The following is a 14,999-nucleotide window of genomic DNA, read 5'->3' on the forward strand; positions in this document are numbered from 1 at the left end:
GTGAAGAAACGGTCGATATATTGAAAAAATCGTCGATATATGAAAAAGAAAGGCTATCGTTGCAACGATAGCCTTTCTTTTTTGCGAGCCACTGCCGCTTTTTATTTCTACATTAAATAACGCAGATAAATATAAATGTGAGAGATAATTAATGAAACAATCATAATCGGGAAACCGAATTTTAAGAATTCCATGTAGCTAAATTTATGTCCTTCACGGCTTGCGATTCCTGCTACGATTACGTTAGCGGAAGCACCGATTAATGTTCCGTTTCCGCCTAGACAAGCTCCTAATGCTAATGACCACCATAATACGTCGATTTGTGCATCGGAAGGTGATAGACCAAGACCGACTGCCATATCGTTAATAAGTGGAATCATTGTTGCAACGAATGGAATGTTATCGATCGTTGCTGATGCAATACCAGATACCCATAAAATAAGGATAGACGCGTAAGAAATATCCCCGCCTGTTAAATTAATTACTTTTTGAGCTAGCATTTTAATGAGTCCGATATCAATGAGTCCACCAACGAGTACGAATAGACCAGCAAAGAAGAAAATTGTAATCCACTCTACATGAGCAAATACTTCTTCAATTTCATGTTCTTTTACACCGATTAGCATAAGTACAGTAGCGCCTGTTAATGCGATTACGGCTGCATCAATGTGGAAAATAGAATGAGTCATGAATCCAAGGATTGTAAGACCAAGTACTGTTAAAGATTTTTTCATTAATACAGGGTCTTTAATGTATTGTTTTTCATCTAAGCTCATTAATTTTTTAACTTGTACAGGATCAGCGATGAGCTGCTTGCGGTACATAAAATAAATCATTGTTGCTGTCACAGCGATAATGATAAGCACGATTGGTGCTAAGTTGAATAAGAAAGCATTGAAATCTAAATGTTTATTTGCAGAACCGATCATAATGTTTGGAGGATCACCAATTAATGTTGCTGTTCCCCCAATATTTGAGAAAATAATCTCAGAAAGTAAATATGGAACAGGATTTACTTGTAAAATGCGCGTAATAGATAAAGTAACAGGAACAACAAGAAGTACAGTTGTTACGTTATCTAGAAATGCGGAACCAATCGCGGTAAGCAAAGAAAGAGAAATTAAAATTTTAATTGGACTTCCTTGTGCTTGTTTAGCGGCTTTAATTGCAACATATTGGAACACGCCCGATTTACTCGTGATGTTAACTAAAATCATCATACCAATCAGTAGCGTAATTGTTCCCCACTCGATATGTTTTGTAAAAGCATTGTGTAAATCAACAACACCTACTATTACCATCAGTGCTGCACCAAGAAGTGCGATAACAGCACGATTAATTTTTTCTGAAATGATAATGGCATATGTAATTAGAAAGACTGCGATTGCAAAGTAATATTGCCAGTTTGCGATTTCTTGCGTTGTTTCGTGCAAAAATTCCATCTCCTTTCGGGTAACTTTTCTTAGTGTGTCATAAATTTTTGGAAGAAACACACTTAAAGCCATTATAAAGTAGAAAAATGTCGGATGTAAATGAAAGGGTTTGTTTTGTCATATTTTCTATGGAAATGAATTTTTCTCCTTTTTGAAAATATTTGCGGTTATTTGACATATACATAAGATACATCCAATCTGAATGATTAGCATTCGAGAATGTTCGTGTAGGAGGAGAAAGTAGACGAAATGATAAGGAAGGGATCGTATGGATGAAAAACAATTTTTATTTTTAGATTTCGAATTCACGATGCCTCAAAATAGGAAAAAACCAAAGGGATTTTTTCCAGAGATTATTGAGGTGGGACTTGTATCAGTTGTGGATTGTGTAGTGGAAGATACGTATTCATCTTATGTAAGGCCGGAAACTTTTTCATGCTTAACAGAGCGGTGCAAAAAATTTTTAGGTATTAAACAAGAAGCAGTAGATGGAGGGATTTCTTTTTTAGAACTTGTCGAAAAACTTGTCCAATATGAAAAACGTTGCCACACAACGATTGTAACGTGGGGCAATATGGATATGAAAGTATTGAGGCATAATTGTGAGGCAGTAGGTGTAGCGTTCCCTTTTTCAGGACAATGCCGGGATTTATCTCTCGAGTATAAACGTTTCTTTGGAGAACGGAATCAAACAGGGTTATGGAAAGCGATTGAGGCATACGGGAAAGTAGGAACAGGAAAGCATCATTGTGCGCTTGATGATGCGATGACGACTTATAATATTTTTAAGCTGGTCGAAAAGGACAAAGAATATTTAGTAAAGCCATCCCCCCCCACTTTAGGGGAGCTTATCGATTTTTCGAAAGTGTTAAAGAAAGTGAGTACACAATAGCGACCAAATTACAAACTGTGTAATTTGGTCGCTTTGTTTTTATCCCGCTATTCGCGGGCAGTAAGATCCCCACCTCAAGATTCAAGGAAAACGAGGAAGATAGGTGGGGGGATCAATTGCCCGCAAAAGCCCGATTGGTGAGGGCTCATAATCAGTGGGAGATGAAGAGATAACCCACTGATTAAAGTTTCACTTTATAGCTTGTAATCTTGTTTTAATTGCTGGAGTGTTTGCAAACTACGCTTTGCAAAGGGAGAATCATCTTCCGAAAATGCATTCATTTGTGCTTCTAATGCCGATTGTAAGGATTCTTTATAATCCGGAATATCGCCCTCGTATTTTCTCACCATTTGCTGCGGGATATTTGTTTGCTCCCTGAATGCTAAAGCGCGTCGTTCATGGAAAAATGGAACATCAGCTTGTTTCACATTATGTAAATCGCCTTGTGTAGGGTGCTTTAAAACAGCTAATACTTTGACAACGTAGCTCCCAGGACGGCTGTTTGTGATTTCGCCGATATATTTTCCTGTTTTATAAATGCCAGTTACAATTTCACCAATTTGGAATGTTTCGCTCATATTTTTCACCTCAATTTTATAGTAAGGAAAGAGCGAGGGAGAGTCAAAGAAATCATTTTGTGGGGAATGAATTTGTGTGTAAGAAATGTTATAATTTGAAATGTGACAGAAAATTCTGATGAGTTGAAGTGATGAAGATATGTATTGTTTGCATCGATGAATTCACAGATATAGATGTATTTCTACCATGGGATTTACTGAATAGAGTAAAAGTGTAGAAAAAACAAAGGAGTGATCTTTATGATGCCTTTATATTTTCCAGAAGATAAAACAGAATATATTATTCCAGGAATTGTTTGTGTTTTATTCATCATTGGTGCGATTGCAACGTGGCGCATGTTTATTCGCGTATCAAAGAGAGAGGCTGAACGTTTGCAGAAGGTAGAAAAGAAGTTATTAGCTGAGAAGAAACAGTAACGTAGTGTGGTATGTTTCCCTCTATGCTCGGACAATCTAAGGGCAGAATGTATTTTGGAGGGAATTGTGATGAAAAAGCAGCTTTTATTTGGGTGTTGTTTGCTGTTTCTTATGACAGGTTGCGATAAAGGAAACCCGAAAGAAATCGAGGTGAAATTACATAACGCCTCTGGTGATGAAGTAGGTACAGCGAAAGTGAAACAACAAACGGGTGGTGTGAAAATATCCATTAAGGCTGAAGGATTCGAACCAGGAGCACATGGATTACACATTCATGAAATTGGGGAGTGTAAAGCACCTCGTTTCGTATCAGCTGGTAATCATTTCAATCTAGATGAGAAAAAGAAACATGGACTTATGAATCCAAAAGGTGCAGAAAATGGAGACTTGCCGAATGTAATTGCAGATGATAAAGGCGCGATTGAAGCGGAAATTGAGGCGCCGAATATATCTCTTGAAGAAGGGAGAACGACAATTCACCGAAAAGACGGTGCAGCTATCATTATTACGGACAAGCCTGATGATGGTATGACGCAGCCTGCTGGAAATTCAGGGAATCGAATTGCTTGTGGCGTCATTGTAAAAAAAGCATCAGAGGTTAAGAAAAAGTAGAAGCTACCTGGAAGGGTAGCTTTTTAGTTGATTATGAAAATGTATACTTCAGTCTACGCAGTATTTCTTCAAGTTGCTTTCTTGGACAACCGATATTAATACGAATGTGCTGTCCACCACCTGTTCCGTATTTTTCACCTGGTTCCACGATAATTTTGCCCTTTTCTTCAAGTTGCTTTGTGCGTTCTTCTTGAGAGAGTCCAAGGCGAGAGCAATCAACCCATACTAAAAAAGTACCTTCTGGTTGAATGACAGAAAGGGTAGGGATGTGCGTTTCAATAAATTCACGAGCAAACCGAGCATTTTCTTCTATATATAAACGGATGTCTGTTAACCATTCGTTACACTCTGTATAGGCACTTTTCATTGCCGCATAAGCAAATATATTTAGCCCATGGAAACCTTGACGATATTGTACAGATGTAAAGGCATCCCGAATCTTTTGATCTGGAATAATAATAAGGGACGCTTGTAATCCAGCAATATTAAATGTTTTACTTGGCGCCATACAAGTAATGGTACGCGCTGCCAATGATTTAGATAAAGAAGCAAATGGTGTATGAGTATAATCTGAGAAAATGATGTCTGCATGGATTTCATCCGTGACAACGGTTACATTATAGCGTTCACATAAATCTCCTAGTTTTGTAAGCTCATCCTTTGTCCAAACGCGTCCAACAGGATTATGCGGACTGCAAAGAAGCATGAGTTTTACCCCTTGCTTAAACTGTGTTTCTAAATGTTCAAAGTCCATGGTGTAGGAACCATTTTGCAAATGTAGCGGATTTTCGCACAGGTGGCGTTGATTTTTTATGACCATATCAAAGAATGGCGGGTAGATAGGTGGTTGTACAAGTACAGATTCACCTTCGTTTGTTAAAGCTTGTACACTTGCACTAAGAGCCGGGACGATACCTGGGCTAAATACAATCCACTCTTTTTTTATTTCCCAATTGTATTGGCTTTTTGTCCACTGACAAATCGTATCGGTAATCTCTTCTGGCGGTATTGTATAGCCGAAAATAGGATGTTCAAGACGTTTTTGTAATGCAATTTGAATTGGCTCTGGAATAGGAAAATCCATATCGGCAATCCATGCATGTAACAGTTCTTCATTCTCATATGTATCCCACTTTACACTATGGGTCCCACGACGATTTACAGTTTTATGAAATTGCTGCATATTGTTGCTCCCTTCATGGTTTTGTGAAAGTTCCTTACTTCTTCTAGCATAGCTGATATGATACGATAAAGAAAAGATTTAAAAAGTGGAAAAGGCGGGAAGTAGATGGGTGCATATGAAAAGATGGTGGAAATGGTGAAGAACTGGGATCCATTTCAAATGGGGCCAGAATTTTATGAAACAGAAGCAAGTGATGTTGTGTACGTGGTAAGTGCGTTTGACGATCCGAAATATATTGCAAAAAAAATTCAGCATATTTATTTCATGTCGTTTGAAGAAGTGCCGGCTATCGAAAAATGTGAGAAGCTAGCAGAGGAATTACTTGTACTAAAAGAAGGTGGAAGCTGTTCATTGTAGGCTGTCGGGTGTTTCGACAGCCTTTATTTTTTGATGGGTCATGCCCTGTTTTGGAGAACGATTGATATATTAGCTGGAATCAATGATATATCGGAATTACTGTGCTGAAAATGCCATGATCTCTTCATACACATGTTCTGGTTTTTCCTCTGGTAGTAAGTGCCCTGTATTTTCGTATGAAATAAATTTAGAGTTCGGTAAGTCACCGTGCAATCGTTGCCCGACATGAACAGGAACAACACGGTCTTTTTCGCCCCATATGAGTAAAGTTGGTGTTTCAATTTTTCGTAATTCTGCTGACGATAAATCCCCTTCCCGGTCCCTAATCATTCGCGTTAAAGCAGGAAAAATCCGGTTATCGTAAAAGGGAGCAGCGTAACCTTCCATCATTTCATCATCAATTAAAGAGTGATCGTGAACGACATTCATTAAATTATGAACAATGCCTCTTCGAATAATCCAATTTTTCACGTATAAATGGAAAAATGGTAAGTAGGAAGAATAAATTAAAGGTAGATTTGCTCGATCTAAGTAACTTGAACTGCATAGTAAAATCGTTTTGTTAATTAAATCAGGACGCAGGCGATTGACGTAGAGTGAGATTTGTCCGCCCATTGAATGACCGACTAACACAATGTTTTGCAATGCTAAATGTTCCATTAAATCAATAATTACAGTTGCTAAATTACGATAGGAATATGTAAATTGATTTGATTTATCACTTTTTCCAAACGGTGGCAAATCAAGTGCGACAACAGTGCCTTCTTTAGTAAGCAATGGGATGAGTCGCCGATAACTAAATGAGGATGATAGAAAACCATGAACGAGTACAAACGTTGGTCTGGCCTCTTTACTATGGTGCTCATATAACTCGTAGTGAACGGTAGTGCCGCGAGTGGAAAAAGTGAAGTAGGGATGCTCTATCTCAAGTTTCATTTTCTTTCACTCCATGGATTTTTTTCATAGCATCTCCTAGTGGGAAAAGATTTATGTTAACAAAAAAAGGCAAGATGGGGATTATCCATCTTGCCTTTTGGATTGTTTAGTTTTAGTAGTACTTCCACCTCAAAATTCAGTAGAGTGAAGGTAGGGAGGATGAAGAAAAACCACCGATTAAAGTTTCACTTTATCCACGCACAATATTAGGCGGCGTATTCCCTTCTAACCCGGTTACTAGATTTTTCGCAGCTGTCATTGCCATCTCGTGTCTTGTCTTTAATGTCGCAGATCCAATGTGTGGCAGAGTAACAACGTTTGTTAAAGATAAGAGCGGATTATCTTTTTCAATCGGTTCTGTTGTAAATGTATCGATGCCTGCTGCAAAGATTTTCTTTTGCTGCAAGGCCTCAATTAATGCATCCTCATCGACTGTTTTCCCGCGAGAAGCATTAATGAAAATTGCTGTTTCTTTCATTAATGAAAATTCCTTTTCTCCAATGAGATGATATGTTTCTTCTGTTAATGGAGTGAGAAGAACGATAAAATCTGATTGCGCTAATAGCGTGTTTAAATCACAATATGTAGCATCAAATTTTTGTTCAGCCTCTTCTTTACGGCGACGGTTATAATAAAGAACGTTCATATCGAATCCGAATTTTGCTCGCTTGGCAACAGCCTCTCCAATTCGCCCCATTCCAATAATCCCGATTGTACTATGGTGGATGTCTAATCCGAAATGTTCTTTTTTAATTTCATCGTCCCATTTCCCTTGTTTCACATAAGAATCAAGTTCGCATACGCGGCGTCCTGCTGATAACATGAGGGCGAAAACAAGATCAGCAACGGTATCATCTAATACATATGGCGTATTTGTTCCAATCACATTTTTACGCTTCATCGCTTCTAAATCAAAATTATCATAGCCAACAGAAATGTTACTTACAACTTTTAAGTGAGGAGCTGCTTGTAACAATTCTTCATCAATTTTTGCACCAAAGTTAAGCAAACCCTGTTTATCTTGTACTTTTTCCAATAAAACTTCACGAGGTATTTTCTCGCTACTATCCCATTTTTCATATTCACAATGCTCAGAGATATATGTTTCTACAAATTTTGGAACGCGATCAGCAATATATACTTTTGGTTTCACGGTTTTAGCCCCTTTCTTTTTTATTTTTACACAATTCTCTAAAAAAATCTTCTTTTCAAACATAAAAGGATATCTGTATAATTTAAAAACAAATAAAAGGAAGGATGAAGAATATGGTGACTGAAAAAGAATTAGAATTATTAGCTTGTCTTGAAAAAAATAGTCGTTTATCCGTAGAAACTTTAGCGAAAATGTTAAATATAGAAGTAGAAGTAGTAAAAGAAATGATTGAGAAATTAGAAAGAGAAAAAATCATTGTGGATTACGTTACACATATTGATTGGACAAAAGTAAAAGAACATAGCGGTTTAACTGCAATGATTGATGTGAAAGTTACACCTAAACATGGAGTTGGATTCGACGCAGTTGCTGAGCAAATTTACCGTTATTCAGAAGTGAAATCGGTTTATTTAATGTCGGGGACATATGATCTTTCTATTACGCTAGAAGGAAAGACTATGGCTGAAGTAGCAACATTTGTTTCGGAAAAATTAGCAACAATTGAATCAGTTGTTTCAACAACAACTCATTTTATTTTAAAAAAATATAAACATGAGGGACTTATTTATGACAAAACTGATGATGATAAACGAATTGTGGTGGCACCATGAAGCAGTTTGAGCTATCAAGAGTAGCAGAATCTTTACAACCATCCGGTATCCGTAAGTTTTTTGACTTAGCGGCAAGTATGAAAGGTGTTATTTCACTTGGAGTGGGAGAGCCGGATTTTGTTACACCATGGCATGTAAGGCAAGCATGTATTCGTTCGTTAGAGGAAGGATATACAGCATATACTGCAAATGCAGGATTATTGGAGTTGCGTCAAGAAATAGCAAAGTATATTCAAAAGCAATTTCATGTTTCATATGACCCAAATGAAGAGATTATTGTTACGGTTGGAGCGAGCCAAGCATTAGATGTTGCGATGCGCGCCATTGTAAATCCGGGCGATGAAGTAATCATCATTGAACCGAGCTTTGTATCATATGCACCACTAGTTACATTAGCTGGTGGAGTACCGGTTCCAGTAGCAACTTCTTTAGAAACGGCATTTAAAGTACAGCCGGAGCAAATAGAAGTAGCTATTACAACAAAAACAAAAGCTATTTTACTTTGCTCTCCAAATAATCCAACGGGAGCACTTTTAAACAGGGATGAATTAGAAAAATTAGCGGCAATCGTGGAAAAGTACAATCTCATTGTATTATCGGATGAGATTTATGCAGAGCTTGTATATGACGAGGCTTATACGAGTTTTGCAAGCATTCAGAATATGCGTGCCCATACCATTTTAATTTCAGGGTTTTCAAAAGGATTTGCGATGACTGGATGGCGCCTTGGAATGATTGCGGCTCCTGTACATTTCTCAGAATTAATGCTGAAAATTCATCAATATTCAATGATGTGTGCACCGACGATGTCACAGTTTGCAGCTTTGGAAGCGCTTCGCTTTGGGAATGATGAAGTCATTCGAATGAGAGACAGTTATAAAAAACGTCGTAATTTTATGACGACATCGTTTAACGAAATGGGCTTAACATGTCATGTGCCAGGAGGAGCTTTTTATGTGTTTCCTTCTATTTCTTCTACAGGATTATCCTCAGCAGAATTTGCAGAACAGTTATTGTTAGAAGAAAAAGTGGCAGTTGTACCTGGAAATGTATTTGGTGAGAGCGGTGAAGGGTTTGTTCGTTGTTCCTATGCAACTTCACTTGAGCAATTAATGAAAGCGATGAAGCGAATGAAACGATTTGTAGAGAATAAAAAAAGGACAAAACAGAATACGTTTTGTCCATAAAAGGGGGGGAATACTAGAAAGCCATGTGTTAGTATTCTATCCCAATATTTGAAAATTATACTTACTAAAGGAAACTTTTTCATGAATTTTGAATGAAAGGGAAGCTAGTGGTATAATTTACTAATATAGAGTGGAGTTTTTCTTGAGTGATATATTTTGTTTGCTTGAGAGTATACTTTCACCAATCGCGTATTTATGAGCAGTTACTCACTTCGCGTAGCTATATTTGTCTGAATTTTGAGGTGGGTACTTTTACTGCAATCTGCAAAGCGCAGAGAAAATGGTAAACGTATGGGAGTGTTTCATATGTCAGAACAATACACAACAGGAGTGGTTGTAAAAGGGAAAGTAACTGGAATTCAAGATTACGGTGCATTTGTAGCACTGGATCAAGAAACACAAGGGCTTGTGCACATATCTGAAATTACAAATGGATATGTGAAAGATATTCATGACTTTTTAAAGGTCGGAGATACGGTAGAAGTAAAGGTACTTTCAATTGATGAAGAACACAGAAAAATGAGTTTATCGTTAAAAGCAGCAAAGCGCAAGCAAGGAAGAATCATCGTACCAAAGCCATCTGATAAAGGGTTTAATACGCTTCGCGAAAAGTTAACAGAGTGGATTGAAGAATCACAGTTAACCAAGTAAAAAGAGGATCGCTAAACAGTGATCCTCTTTTTACTTGGTTATGATATATATTAGCAAATATGATTGCATGCAATCATATTCGTATGTCGGATGGGAAAGGTGACATACCTATTATCGAACTTCATGTGTTTCTGGGTCAGTGCCAAGATTTTCAGATGGTTTGAATAGTAAACCAAGATTAATGAGCCCAGAAATACCAACGATACCGTAAATAATTCGTGCGAGAGCAGAGTTTTGTCCACCGAAAATAGCTGCTACTAAGTCAAATTGAAAGAATCCAATAAGTCCCCAGTTAACGGCACCGATTACAGTGAATACTAGTGCAATACGTTGTAAAGTACTCATCTCAAATAGCCCTCCTTAAATGTGAAGCATAAGCAAGTCTTTTGTTATAAGGTAAAATTGCGCTTTATAAGACTTAACTCTTTTATAGAATGGTTGTCTTGTGGAGTTTTTATACATAAAAAATATTTATTATATGATGTATATACATCTATACCGAAAAATGCGAATTTTTATACGAAAAATGAACTTTTTTTAAAAAATAAATATTGGTTGCGTTTACAATTCTCCAATTGCTTGATTTACAACCTCAGTTTCGCTAAAGTGAATACAGAAATACATATACATAATTGGAGGGAAAAAGATGAGCACACATGTAACGTTCGATTATTCTAAAGCGTTATCGTTCATCAGTGAACACGAACTAACTTATTTACGTGATGCAGTAAAAGTATCACATCATGCAATCCATGAAAAAACAGGAGCTGGGAACGATTTCCTTGGGTGGGTAGAGCTTCCGCTTCAATATGACAAAGAAGAATTTGCTCGCATTCAAAAGAGTGCAGAGAAAATTAAAAATGACTCAGACATTTTACTTGTTGTAGGTATTGGTGGTTCTTACTTAGGAGCACGTGCAGCAATTGAAATGTTAAACCATTCTTTCTACAATACGCTTTCTAAAGAACAACGCAAAACTCCACAAGTGCTATTTGTTGGACAAAACATTAGCTCCACTTACATGAAAGATTTAATGGATGTATTAGAAGGTAAAGATTTCTCCATTAACGTTATTTCCAAATCAGGTACAACAACAGAACCTGCAATTGCATTCCGCCTGTTCCGTAAATTATTAGAAGAGAAATATGGAAAAGAAGAAGCTCGTAAACGTATTTATGCAACAACTGATAAAGCGCGTGGTGCTTTAAAAACATTAGCTGACGAAGAAGGATACGAAACATTTGTAATTCCAGATGATGTTGGCGGTCGTTTCTCTGTATTAACACCAGTTGGTTTATTGCCAATTGCAGTTAGCGGTTTAAATATTGAAGAAATGATGAAAGGTGCAGCTGCTGGTCGTAACGATTTTGCAAAATCTGAGCTAGAAGAAAACCCAGCTTACCAATATGCAGTTGTACGTAATGCTTTATACAATAAAGGTAAAACAATTGAAATGCTTGTTAACTATGAGCCAGCACTTCAATATTTTGCTGAATGGTGGAAACAGTTATTTGGTGAAAGTGAAGGAAAAGATCAAAAGGGTATTTTCCCATCTTCAGCAAACTTCTCTACTGACTTGCATTCATTGGGTCAATACATTCAAGAAGGACGTCGTGACTTATTTGAAACAGTTCTTAAAGTAGGGAAATCTACACATGAACTAAAAATCGAATTAGATGAGAACGATTTAGATGGTTTAAACTACCTTGCTGGTGAAACAGTAGACTTCGTAAACACAAAAGCATACGAAGGTACATTACTTGCACATAGCGATGGCGGAGTACCAAACTTAATCGTTAATATTCCAGAATTAAATGAGTATACATTTGGTTACCTTGTATACTTCTTCGAAAAAGCATGTGCGATGAGCGGCTACTTACTAGGCGTAAATCCATTTGATCAACCAGGTGTAGAAGCATACAAGAAAAACATGTTTGCTCTACTTGGAAAACCAGGATTCGGAGAACTAAAAGCAGAATTAGAAGAGCGTTTGAAATAGGGAAAGCGGAAATGGCTCGTTCAGAATGGGAGGGGGATGGACCTTCTGACATAGAGGTGTTCTTTGCCTCGGTGGAAGAAGCGAAGCCACCGACTATTCTAGCCATTGAAGCTGGATAGTAGAAAAGCGAAGCCGACTGTTTAGGCCCGTCGGCTAAGGTTCTTCCGTACAGAAAGTGCTTTTTACTTTCTCGTGCGGAAGGTTCTTAGACGGAAGGGCCTAGGAGGCGTAGCTGGACAAGGGAAAGCGGAAATGGCTTGATCAGAACCGCTGTAGCAAAAAAACTGTTGGGAAGATCCCCAACAGTTTTTTTATGGTCTAAATTTGGAAGGCGAAGTGTCAGATGTTTGTTGGTAAATCGATATGATATAGATGTTGGTTCCGCCGATATATTCATATCGGAACGGGCATGCTAAGGAAAAAGTCTAGAAAGGATGAATAGCTTGATTCCGATTCAATCAAATTTAGAAGGTCATACATATGCTCTTTTTAAGCTAGAGGAAACATTGAAACCGCTTGGGTATAGCATCGGTGGCAATTGGGATTATGATAAAGGATGCTTCGATTATAAAATAGATGAGGAAGAAGGTTATCAGTTTTTACGGGTACCATTTACAGCAGTAGAAGGAGAGCTTGATGTACCCGGGGTAATAGTTCGCCTTGAAACACCGTATCTTCTTTCACATGTATATCAAGACGAACTTGATGATCAAGTAAACACGCTTGCAGCTGGGACAAGTGGATTAGATCAATTTGCAGAACCGAAAGATGCAGATGGCAATATAAAACGAAAATATATTGATATCGGCAAGGTATTAGTAAAAGAGCTAGAGCAGCATCTTATCAATGCTTAATTATGATAAAGACGTCACTTTCAATAGTAATAAAAGAATGAACAGGATTGATGTGATATTGTTCATCGCGCTGTATACCTAATAGTAAAGTATCTTGTTTTAAAAGCAGGCTACTGCAAACTTCGAAAGTTTTCCCAATATAGGATGAAGGAGCAGCCATTAGTTGTAATTTGCTTTCTGAGATTTCATTATAAAGCGTAAATAACACACCTGAAATGGAAGGGAATAAAAGGGACGCAGTAAAGACATAGCTTGTTAATTTATTCCCTTCAATAATTTCTGTTGCTCCAGCTCTCGTTGCATTTTGAATTTGATCGGAAGTAAGTAGTTCGGCAATGCAATGAATAGTTGGATTTAATCCTTTCGCAGTTAAAATATTTAAAATTGATTGTGTATCAGCTAAGCTTTCATTTTTTTCTTTATCTGCTGTTATTAAAATGGTGTGGGCAGTCTTGATATTTGCTTTTAACAAAGTTTGATCGTGATGTGGACACCCCTTAATAAAGGTTAGATGATGAAACGGTCTTGGAAGCAAAGAAAGTGTTTCATCGATGAGTACGATATCAAGGTTTGGCTGTAAAATATGCATTTGGCTTACTACGTGTTTGGCGCGTTCATTCCACCCAACAATAATCATATGACCATGACAAGAAGCCGCTTCTTCTCCTTTAATTTTCATATATTGTTTACTAATCATTTCAGTAGCGAATAGCACCATATAATAGGAACAAAATCCTGTTCCTATTAGGATAAGGAGCATACCGACGAGTTTCCCTACAGGTGTGTGTGGGACGTAATCACCGTAACCGATAGTAAATGTGGTGACAATCGCCCACCATATACCGTCAAACCAGGTAGAAAAATACTTCGGTTCTAATTTGTATATTAGAAAACCAAACACAGTAATAAGTATGATAATAAAGGTAACTAAACGAAAAATAATGGAGTCTCGAAATACATCTATTATATTGGTACGTGAATTCAAATTTATATTCCTCCTCATTTTGTATAGCTACATTGTTACCATTATGAAAAAAAGAAAAACTCTCTTTTTTATAAGAGAGTTTTTTCGAAATATCACATGCTTTCAACCTCCGTTTGTTGTACAATTTCTAAATGTTGCAGTGCATAGTAGACGTCAGCTGTATGTTTTTTTTGGTCAATTGACAATTTTAGTTGTAAAAAGTGTGAACCGTTTTCTAATGTTTTTAGCTTCATATTCTTTACGTTTATATCCATTCCTTTTATTTCTTCAATAACAATAGCGATATTTTCCATTCGGCGTACAACAACAAGTTTCACAACGATATCACGCTGCCGTAGTGACCTTGGTCCTAAAAATTTCATCGTTAATGGGATAAGCTCAACGCTAATCATAAGGAAGCACATGCCGAAAATTGCTTCAATATAAAAACCTGCTCCAACGGCAACCCCAATACCAGAAGCTCCCCAAATCATAGCGGCAGTAGTTAATCCAGCAATACTGTCATTTCCTCTTCTTAATATAACCCCTGCACCTAAAAAACCAATTCCGGAGACAATTTGAGCTGCGAGACGAAGGGGATCCATATTTATATGATCTGTGTGGGGTAAAGTATAAGCTGCTTTAATAGAAACAATGGTAAGGAGGCAACTAATAATAGAAATAACTAAGCAAGTTTTTAAACCGAGTGGTTTTCTCTTTAACTCACGTTCTAAACCAATAGCGAATCCTAAAATGGCAGAGAGACCTAGCTTGATTAGTAAATCGGTATAGTCCATATGTATATTCCTCCTTATAAGTTTGTTCAATGTAATGTAGCGATAATAAATGAGTGCAATATGCATTCATAACTTAAGCTTTTTAACAACGAGGTTATGATTTCCTGCCAAATGAGGTGTTAGCTTTTGAAATATATGTAGTAATTGGATAGGGCTGAAATGGCTATTTTAGTTAAGTATATGAGGTTAATAAAGAAATTTGGCTATTTTTATAAAAAAGTTTTAAAAAGAGTGTTGCATTTCATTTTTCTACATGATATATTAATAACCGTCGCTGATGCGAAACAGCAGAAAGCGAAAAAAGAAATTAAAAAATTTAGTTGACATCGAAAAATGAAGATGTTAACATAAGGGAGTCGCAAACGAGCGGCAAAC

The 14,999-nt window shown here is 37.1% G+C and carries 17 protein-coding genes and 1 pseudogene; 10 read left to right on the forward strand and 8 right to left on the reverse strand.

The features are described 5' to 3' along the window. Window positions 1–107: 107 nt before the first annotated feature. Window positions 108–1,433, reverse strand: a complete 1,326-nt coding sequence (locus HRG09_RS26070) for an ArsB/NhaD family transporter (protein ID WP_174103741.1) — start codon at window positions 1,431–1,433, stop codon at window positions 108–110. Window positions 1,434–1,701: 268 nt separating this feature from the next. On the opposite strand from HRG09_RS26070, the gene kapD reads away from it, so the two are divergent. Beyond that, window positions 1,702–2,325 carry a 3'-5' exonuclease KapD gene (gene kapD, locus HRG09_RS26075; RefSeq protein WP_174103743.1) on the forward strand — a complete coding sequence of 208 codons (624 nt, stop codon included), beginning with the start codon at window positions 1,702–1,704 and terminating at the stop codon, window positions 2,323–2,325. Between the two features lie 194 nt (window positions 2,326–2,519). Here kapD and kapB read toward each other — a convergent pair whose 3' ends face one another. Then, window positions 2,520–2,903, reverse strand: a complete 384-nt coding sequence (gene kapB, locus HRG09_RS26080) for a kinase-associated lipoprotein KapB (RefSeq protein WP_174103745.1) — start codon at window positions 2,901–2,903, stop codon at window positions 2,520–2,522. 131 nt (window positions 2,904–3,034) lie between these two features. Here kapB and HRG09_RS26085 point away from each other — a divergent pair. The 3 genes and pseudogenes from HRG09_RS26085 to HRG09_RS26095 all read left to right on the forward strand — a co-directional run. Next, window positions 3,035–3,118 (forward strand): annotated as a pseudogene (locus HRG09_RS26085) (DJ-1/PfpI family protein); the annotation flags it as partial. A 25-nt stretch (window positions 3,119–3,143) separates the two neighbouring features. Further along, window positions 3,144–3,320: a hypothetical protein gene (locus tag HRG09_RS26090; protein ID WP_174103747.1), complete on the forward strand. Its 177-nt coding sequence runs from the start codon at window positions 3,144–3,146 to the stop codon at window positions 3,318–3,320. Between the two features lie 69 nt (window positions 3,321–3,389). Continuing rightward, window positions 3,390–3,932 carry a superoxide dismutase family protein gene (locus tag HRG09_RS26095; protein WP_174103749.1) on the forward strand — a complete coding sequence of 181 codons (543 nt, stop codon included), beginning with the start codon at window positions 3,390–3,392 and terminating at the stop codon, window positions 3,930–3,932. Window positions 3,933–3,963: 31 nt separating this feature from the next. On the opposite strand, the gene HRG09_RS26100 is transcribed toward HRG09_RS26095, so the two are convergent. Next, window positions 3,964–5,115 carry a MalY/PatB family protein gene (locus HRG09_RS26100; RefSeq protein ID WP_174103750.1) on the reverse strand — a complete coding sequence of 384 codons (1,152 nt, stop codon included), beginning with the start codon at window positions 5,113–5,115 and terminating at the stop codon, window positions 3,964–3,966. 105 nt (window positions 5,116–5,220) lie between these two features. Here HRG09_RS26100 and HRG09_RS26105 point away from each other — a divergent pair, with 105 nt between their 5' ends. After that, a complete protein-coding gene (locus tag HRG09_RS26105) occupies window positions 5,221–5,472 on the forward strand; it encodes a DUF1871 family protein (RefSeq protein ID WP_098338890.1) in 252 nt (83 codons plus the stop codon). Between the two features lie 96 nt (window positions 5,473–5,568). Here HRG09_RS26105 and HRG09_RS26110 read toward each other — a convergent pair whose 3' ends face one another. Both HRG09_RS26110 and HRG09_RS26115 read right to left on the reverse strand, forming a co-directional pair. Beyond that, window positions 5,569–6,408, reverse strand: a complete 840-nt coding sequence (locus HRG09_RS26110; protein ID WP_174103752.1) for an alpha/beta fold hydrolase — start codon at window positions 6,406–6,408, stop codon at window positions 5,569–5,571. Window positions 6,409–6,598: 190 nt separating this feature from the next. Continuing rightward, window positions 6,599–7,624 carry a 2-hydroxyacid dehydrogenase gene (locus HRG09_RS26115; RefSeq protein ID WP_174103754.1) on the reverse strand — a complete coding sequence of 342 codons (1,026 nt, stop codon included), beginning with the start codon at window positions 7,622–7,624 and terminating at the stop codon, window positions 6,599–6,601. 50 nt (window positions 7,625–7,674) lie between these two features. Between HRG09_RS26115 and HRG09_RS26120 the strand changes: the two genes are divergently transcribed. From HRG09_RS26120 to yugI, 3 genes are all read left to right on the forward strand, one after another. Next, on the forward strand, window positions 7,675–8,172 hold the full coding sequence (locus tag HRG09_RS26120) for an Lrp/AsnC family transcriptional regulator (RefSeq protein ID WP_174103755.1): 498 nt from the start codon (window positions 7,675–7,677) through the stop codon (window positions 8,170–8,172). Continuing rightward, window positions 8,169–9,359: an aminotransferase gene (locus HRG09_RS26125; RefSeq protein ID WP_174103757.1), complete on the forward strand. Its 1,191-nt coding sequence runs from the start codon at window positions 8,169–8,171 to the stop codon at window positions 9,357–9,359. The genes HRG09_RS26120 and HRG09_RS26125 overlap by 4 nt, the downstream gene beginning before the upstream one ends. Before the next feature lie 306 nt (window positions 9,360–9,665). Further along, entirely contained in the window at window positions 9,666–10,010 is a 345-nt protein-coding gene (gene yugI / locus HRG09_RS26130; protein WP_174103759.1) for a S1 domain-containing post-transcriptional regulator GSP13, read from the forward strand. A gap of 111 nt (window positions 10,011–10,121) precedes the next feature. Here the strand turns inward: yugI and HRG09_RS26135 are convergent, their stop codons facing one another. Continuing rightward, window positions 10,122–10,355 (reverse strand): DUF378 domain-containing protein, encoded by a 234-nt coding sequence (locus HRG09_RS26135; RefSeq protein ID WP_174103761.1) that lies wholly within the window; start codon window positions 10,353–10,355, stop codon window positions 10,122–10,124. A 301-nt stretch (window positions 10,356–10,656) separates the two neighbouring features. Here HRG09_RS26135 and HRG09_RS26140 point away from each other — a divergent pair, with 301 nt between their 5' ends. Together HRG09_RS26140 and HRG09_RS26145 are read left to right on the forward strand one after the other, a co-directional pair. After that, on the forward strand, window positions 10,657–12,009 hold the full coding sequence (locus tag HRG09_RS26140) for a glucose-6-phosphate isomerase (RefSeq protein WP_174103763.1): 1,353 nt from the start codon (window positions 10,657–10,659) through the stop codon (window positions 12,007–12,009). Window positions 12,010–12,452: 443 nt separating this feature from the next. Further along, window positions 12,453–12,863 carry a YugN-like family protein gene (locus tag HRG09_RS26145; protein WP_174103765.1) on the forward strand — a complete coding sequence of 137 codons (411 nt, stop codon included), beginning with the start codon at window positions 12,453–12,455 and terminating at the stop codon, window positions 12,861–12,863. Here HRG09_RS26145 and HRG09_RS26150 read toward each other — a convergent pair. Beyond that, on the reverse strand, window positions 12,853–13,848 hold the full coding sequence (locus HRG09_RS26150; protein ID WP_174103767.1) for a potassium channel family protein: 996 nt from the start codon (window positions 13,846–13,848) through the stop codon (window positions 12,853–12,855). The genes HRG09_RS26145 and HRG09_RS26150 overlap by 11 nt on opposite strands. Before the next feature lie 92 nt (window positions 13,849–13,940). Beyond that, window positions 13,941–14,624: an MgtC/SapB family protein gene (locus tag HRG09_RS26155; protein ID WP_174103769.1), complete on the reverse strand. Its 684-nt coding sequence runs from the start codon at window positions 14,622–14,624 to the stop codon at window positions 13,941–13,943. Window positions 14,625–14,999 lie beyond the last annotated feature (375 nt).

The organism is Bacillus sp. Xin1, from assembly GCF_013314535.1.
In the GTDB taxonomy this organism is placed as follows: Bacteria; Bacillota; Bacilli; order Bacillales; family Bacillaceae_G; genus Bacillus_A.

Coding starts and splice junctions, on each gene's coding strand:
- kapD (WP_174103743.1), top strand. CDS start 1,702: ATGGATGAAAAACAATTTTTATTTTTAGATTTCGAATTCACGATGCCT.
- kapB (WP_174103745.1), bottom strand. CDS start 2,903: ATGAGCGAAACATTCCAAATTGGTGAAATTGTAACTGGCATTTATAAA.
- HRG09_RS26090 (WP_174103747.1), top strand. CDS start 3,144: ATGATGCCTTTATATTTTCCAGAAGATAAAACAGAATATATTATTCCA.
- HRG09_RS26095 (WP_174103749.1), top strand. CDS start 3,390: ATGAAAAAGCAGCTTTTATTTGGGTGTTGTTTGCTGTTTCTTATGACA.
- HRG09_RS26100 (WP_174103750.1), bottom strand. CDS start 5,115: ATGCAGCAATTTCATAAAACTGTAAATCGTCGTGGGACCCATAGTGTA.
- HRG09_RS26105 (WP_098338890.1), top strand. CDS start 5,221: ATGGGTGCATATGAAAAGATGGTGGAAATGGTGAAGAACTGGGATCCA.
- HRG09_RS26110 (WP_174103752.1), bottom strand. CDS start 6,408: ATGAAACTTGAGATAGAGCATCCCTACTTCACTTTTTCCACTCGCGGC.
- HRG09_RS26115 (WP_174103754.1), bottom strand. CDS start 7,624: ATGTTTGAAAAGAAGATTTTTTTAGAGAATTGTGTAAAAATAAAAAAG.
- HRG09_RS26120 (WP_174103755.1), top strand. CDS start 7,675: ATGGTGACTGAAAAAGAATTAGAATTATTAGCTTGTCTTGAAAAAAAT.
- HRG09_RS26125 (WP_174103757.1), top strand. CDS start 8,169: ATGAAGCAGTTTGAGCTATCAAGAGTAGCAGAATCTTTACAACCATCC.
- yugI (WP_174103759.1), top strand. CDS start 9,666: ATGTCAGAACAATACACAACAGGAGTGGTTGTAAAAGGGAAAGTAACT.
- HRG09_RS26135 (WP_174103761.1), bottom strand. CDS start 10,355: ATGAGTACTTTACAACGTATTGCACTAGTATTCACTGTAATCGGTGCC.
- HRG09_RS26140 (WP_174103763.1), top strand. CDS start 10,657: ATGAGCACACATGTAACGTTCGATTATTCTAAAGCGTTATCGTTCATC.
- HRG09_RS26155 (WP_174103769.1), bottom strand. CDS start 14,624: ATGGACTATACCGATTTACTAATCAAGCTAGGTCTCTCTGCCATTTTA.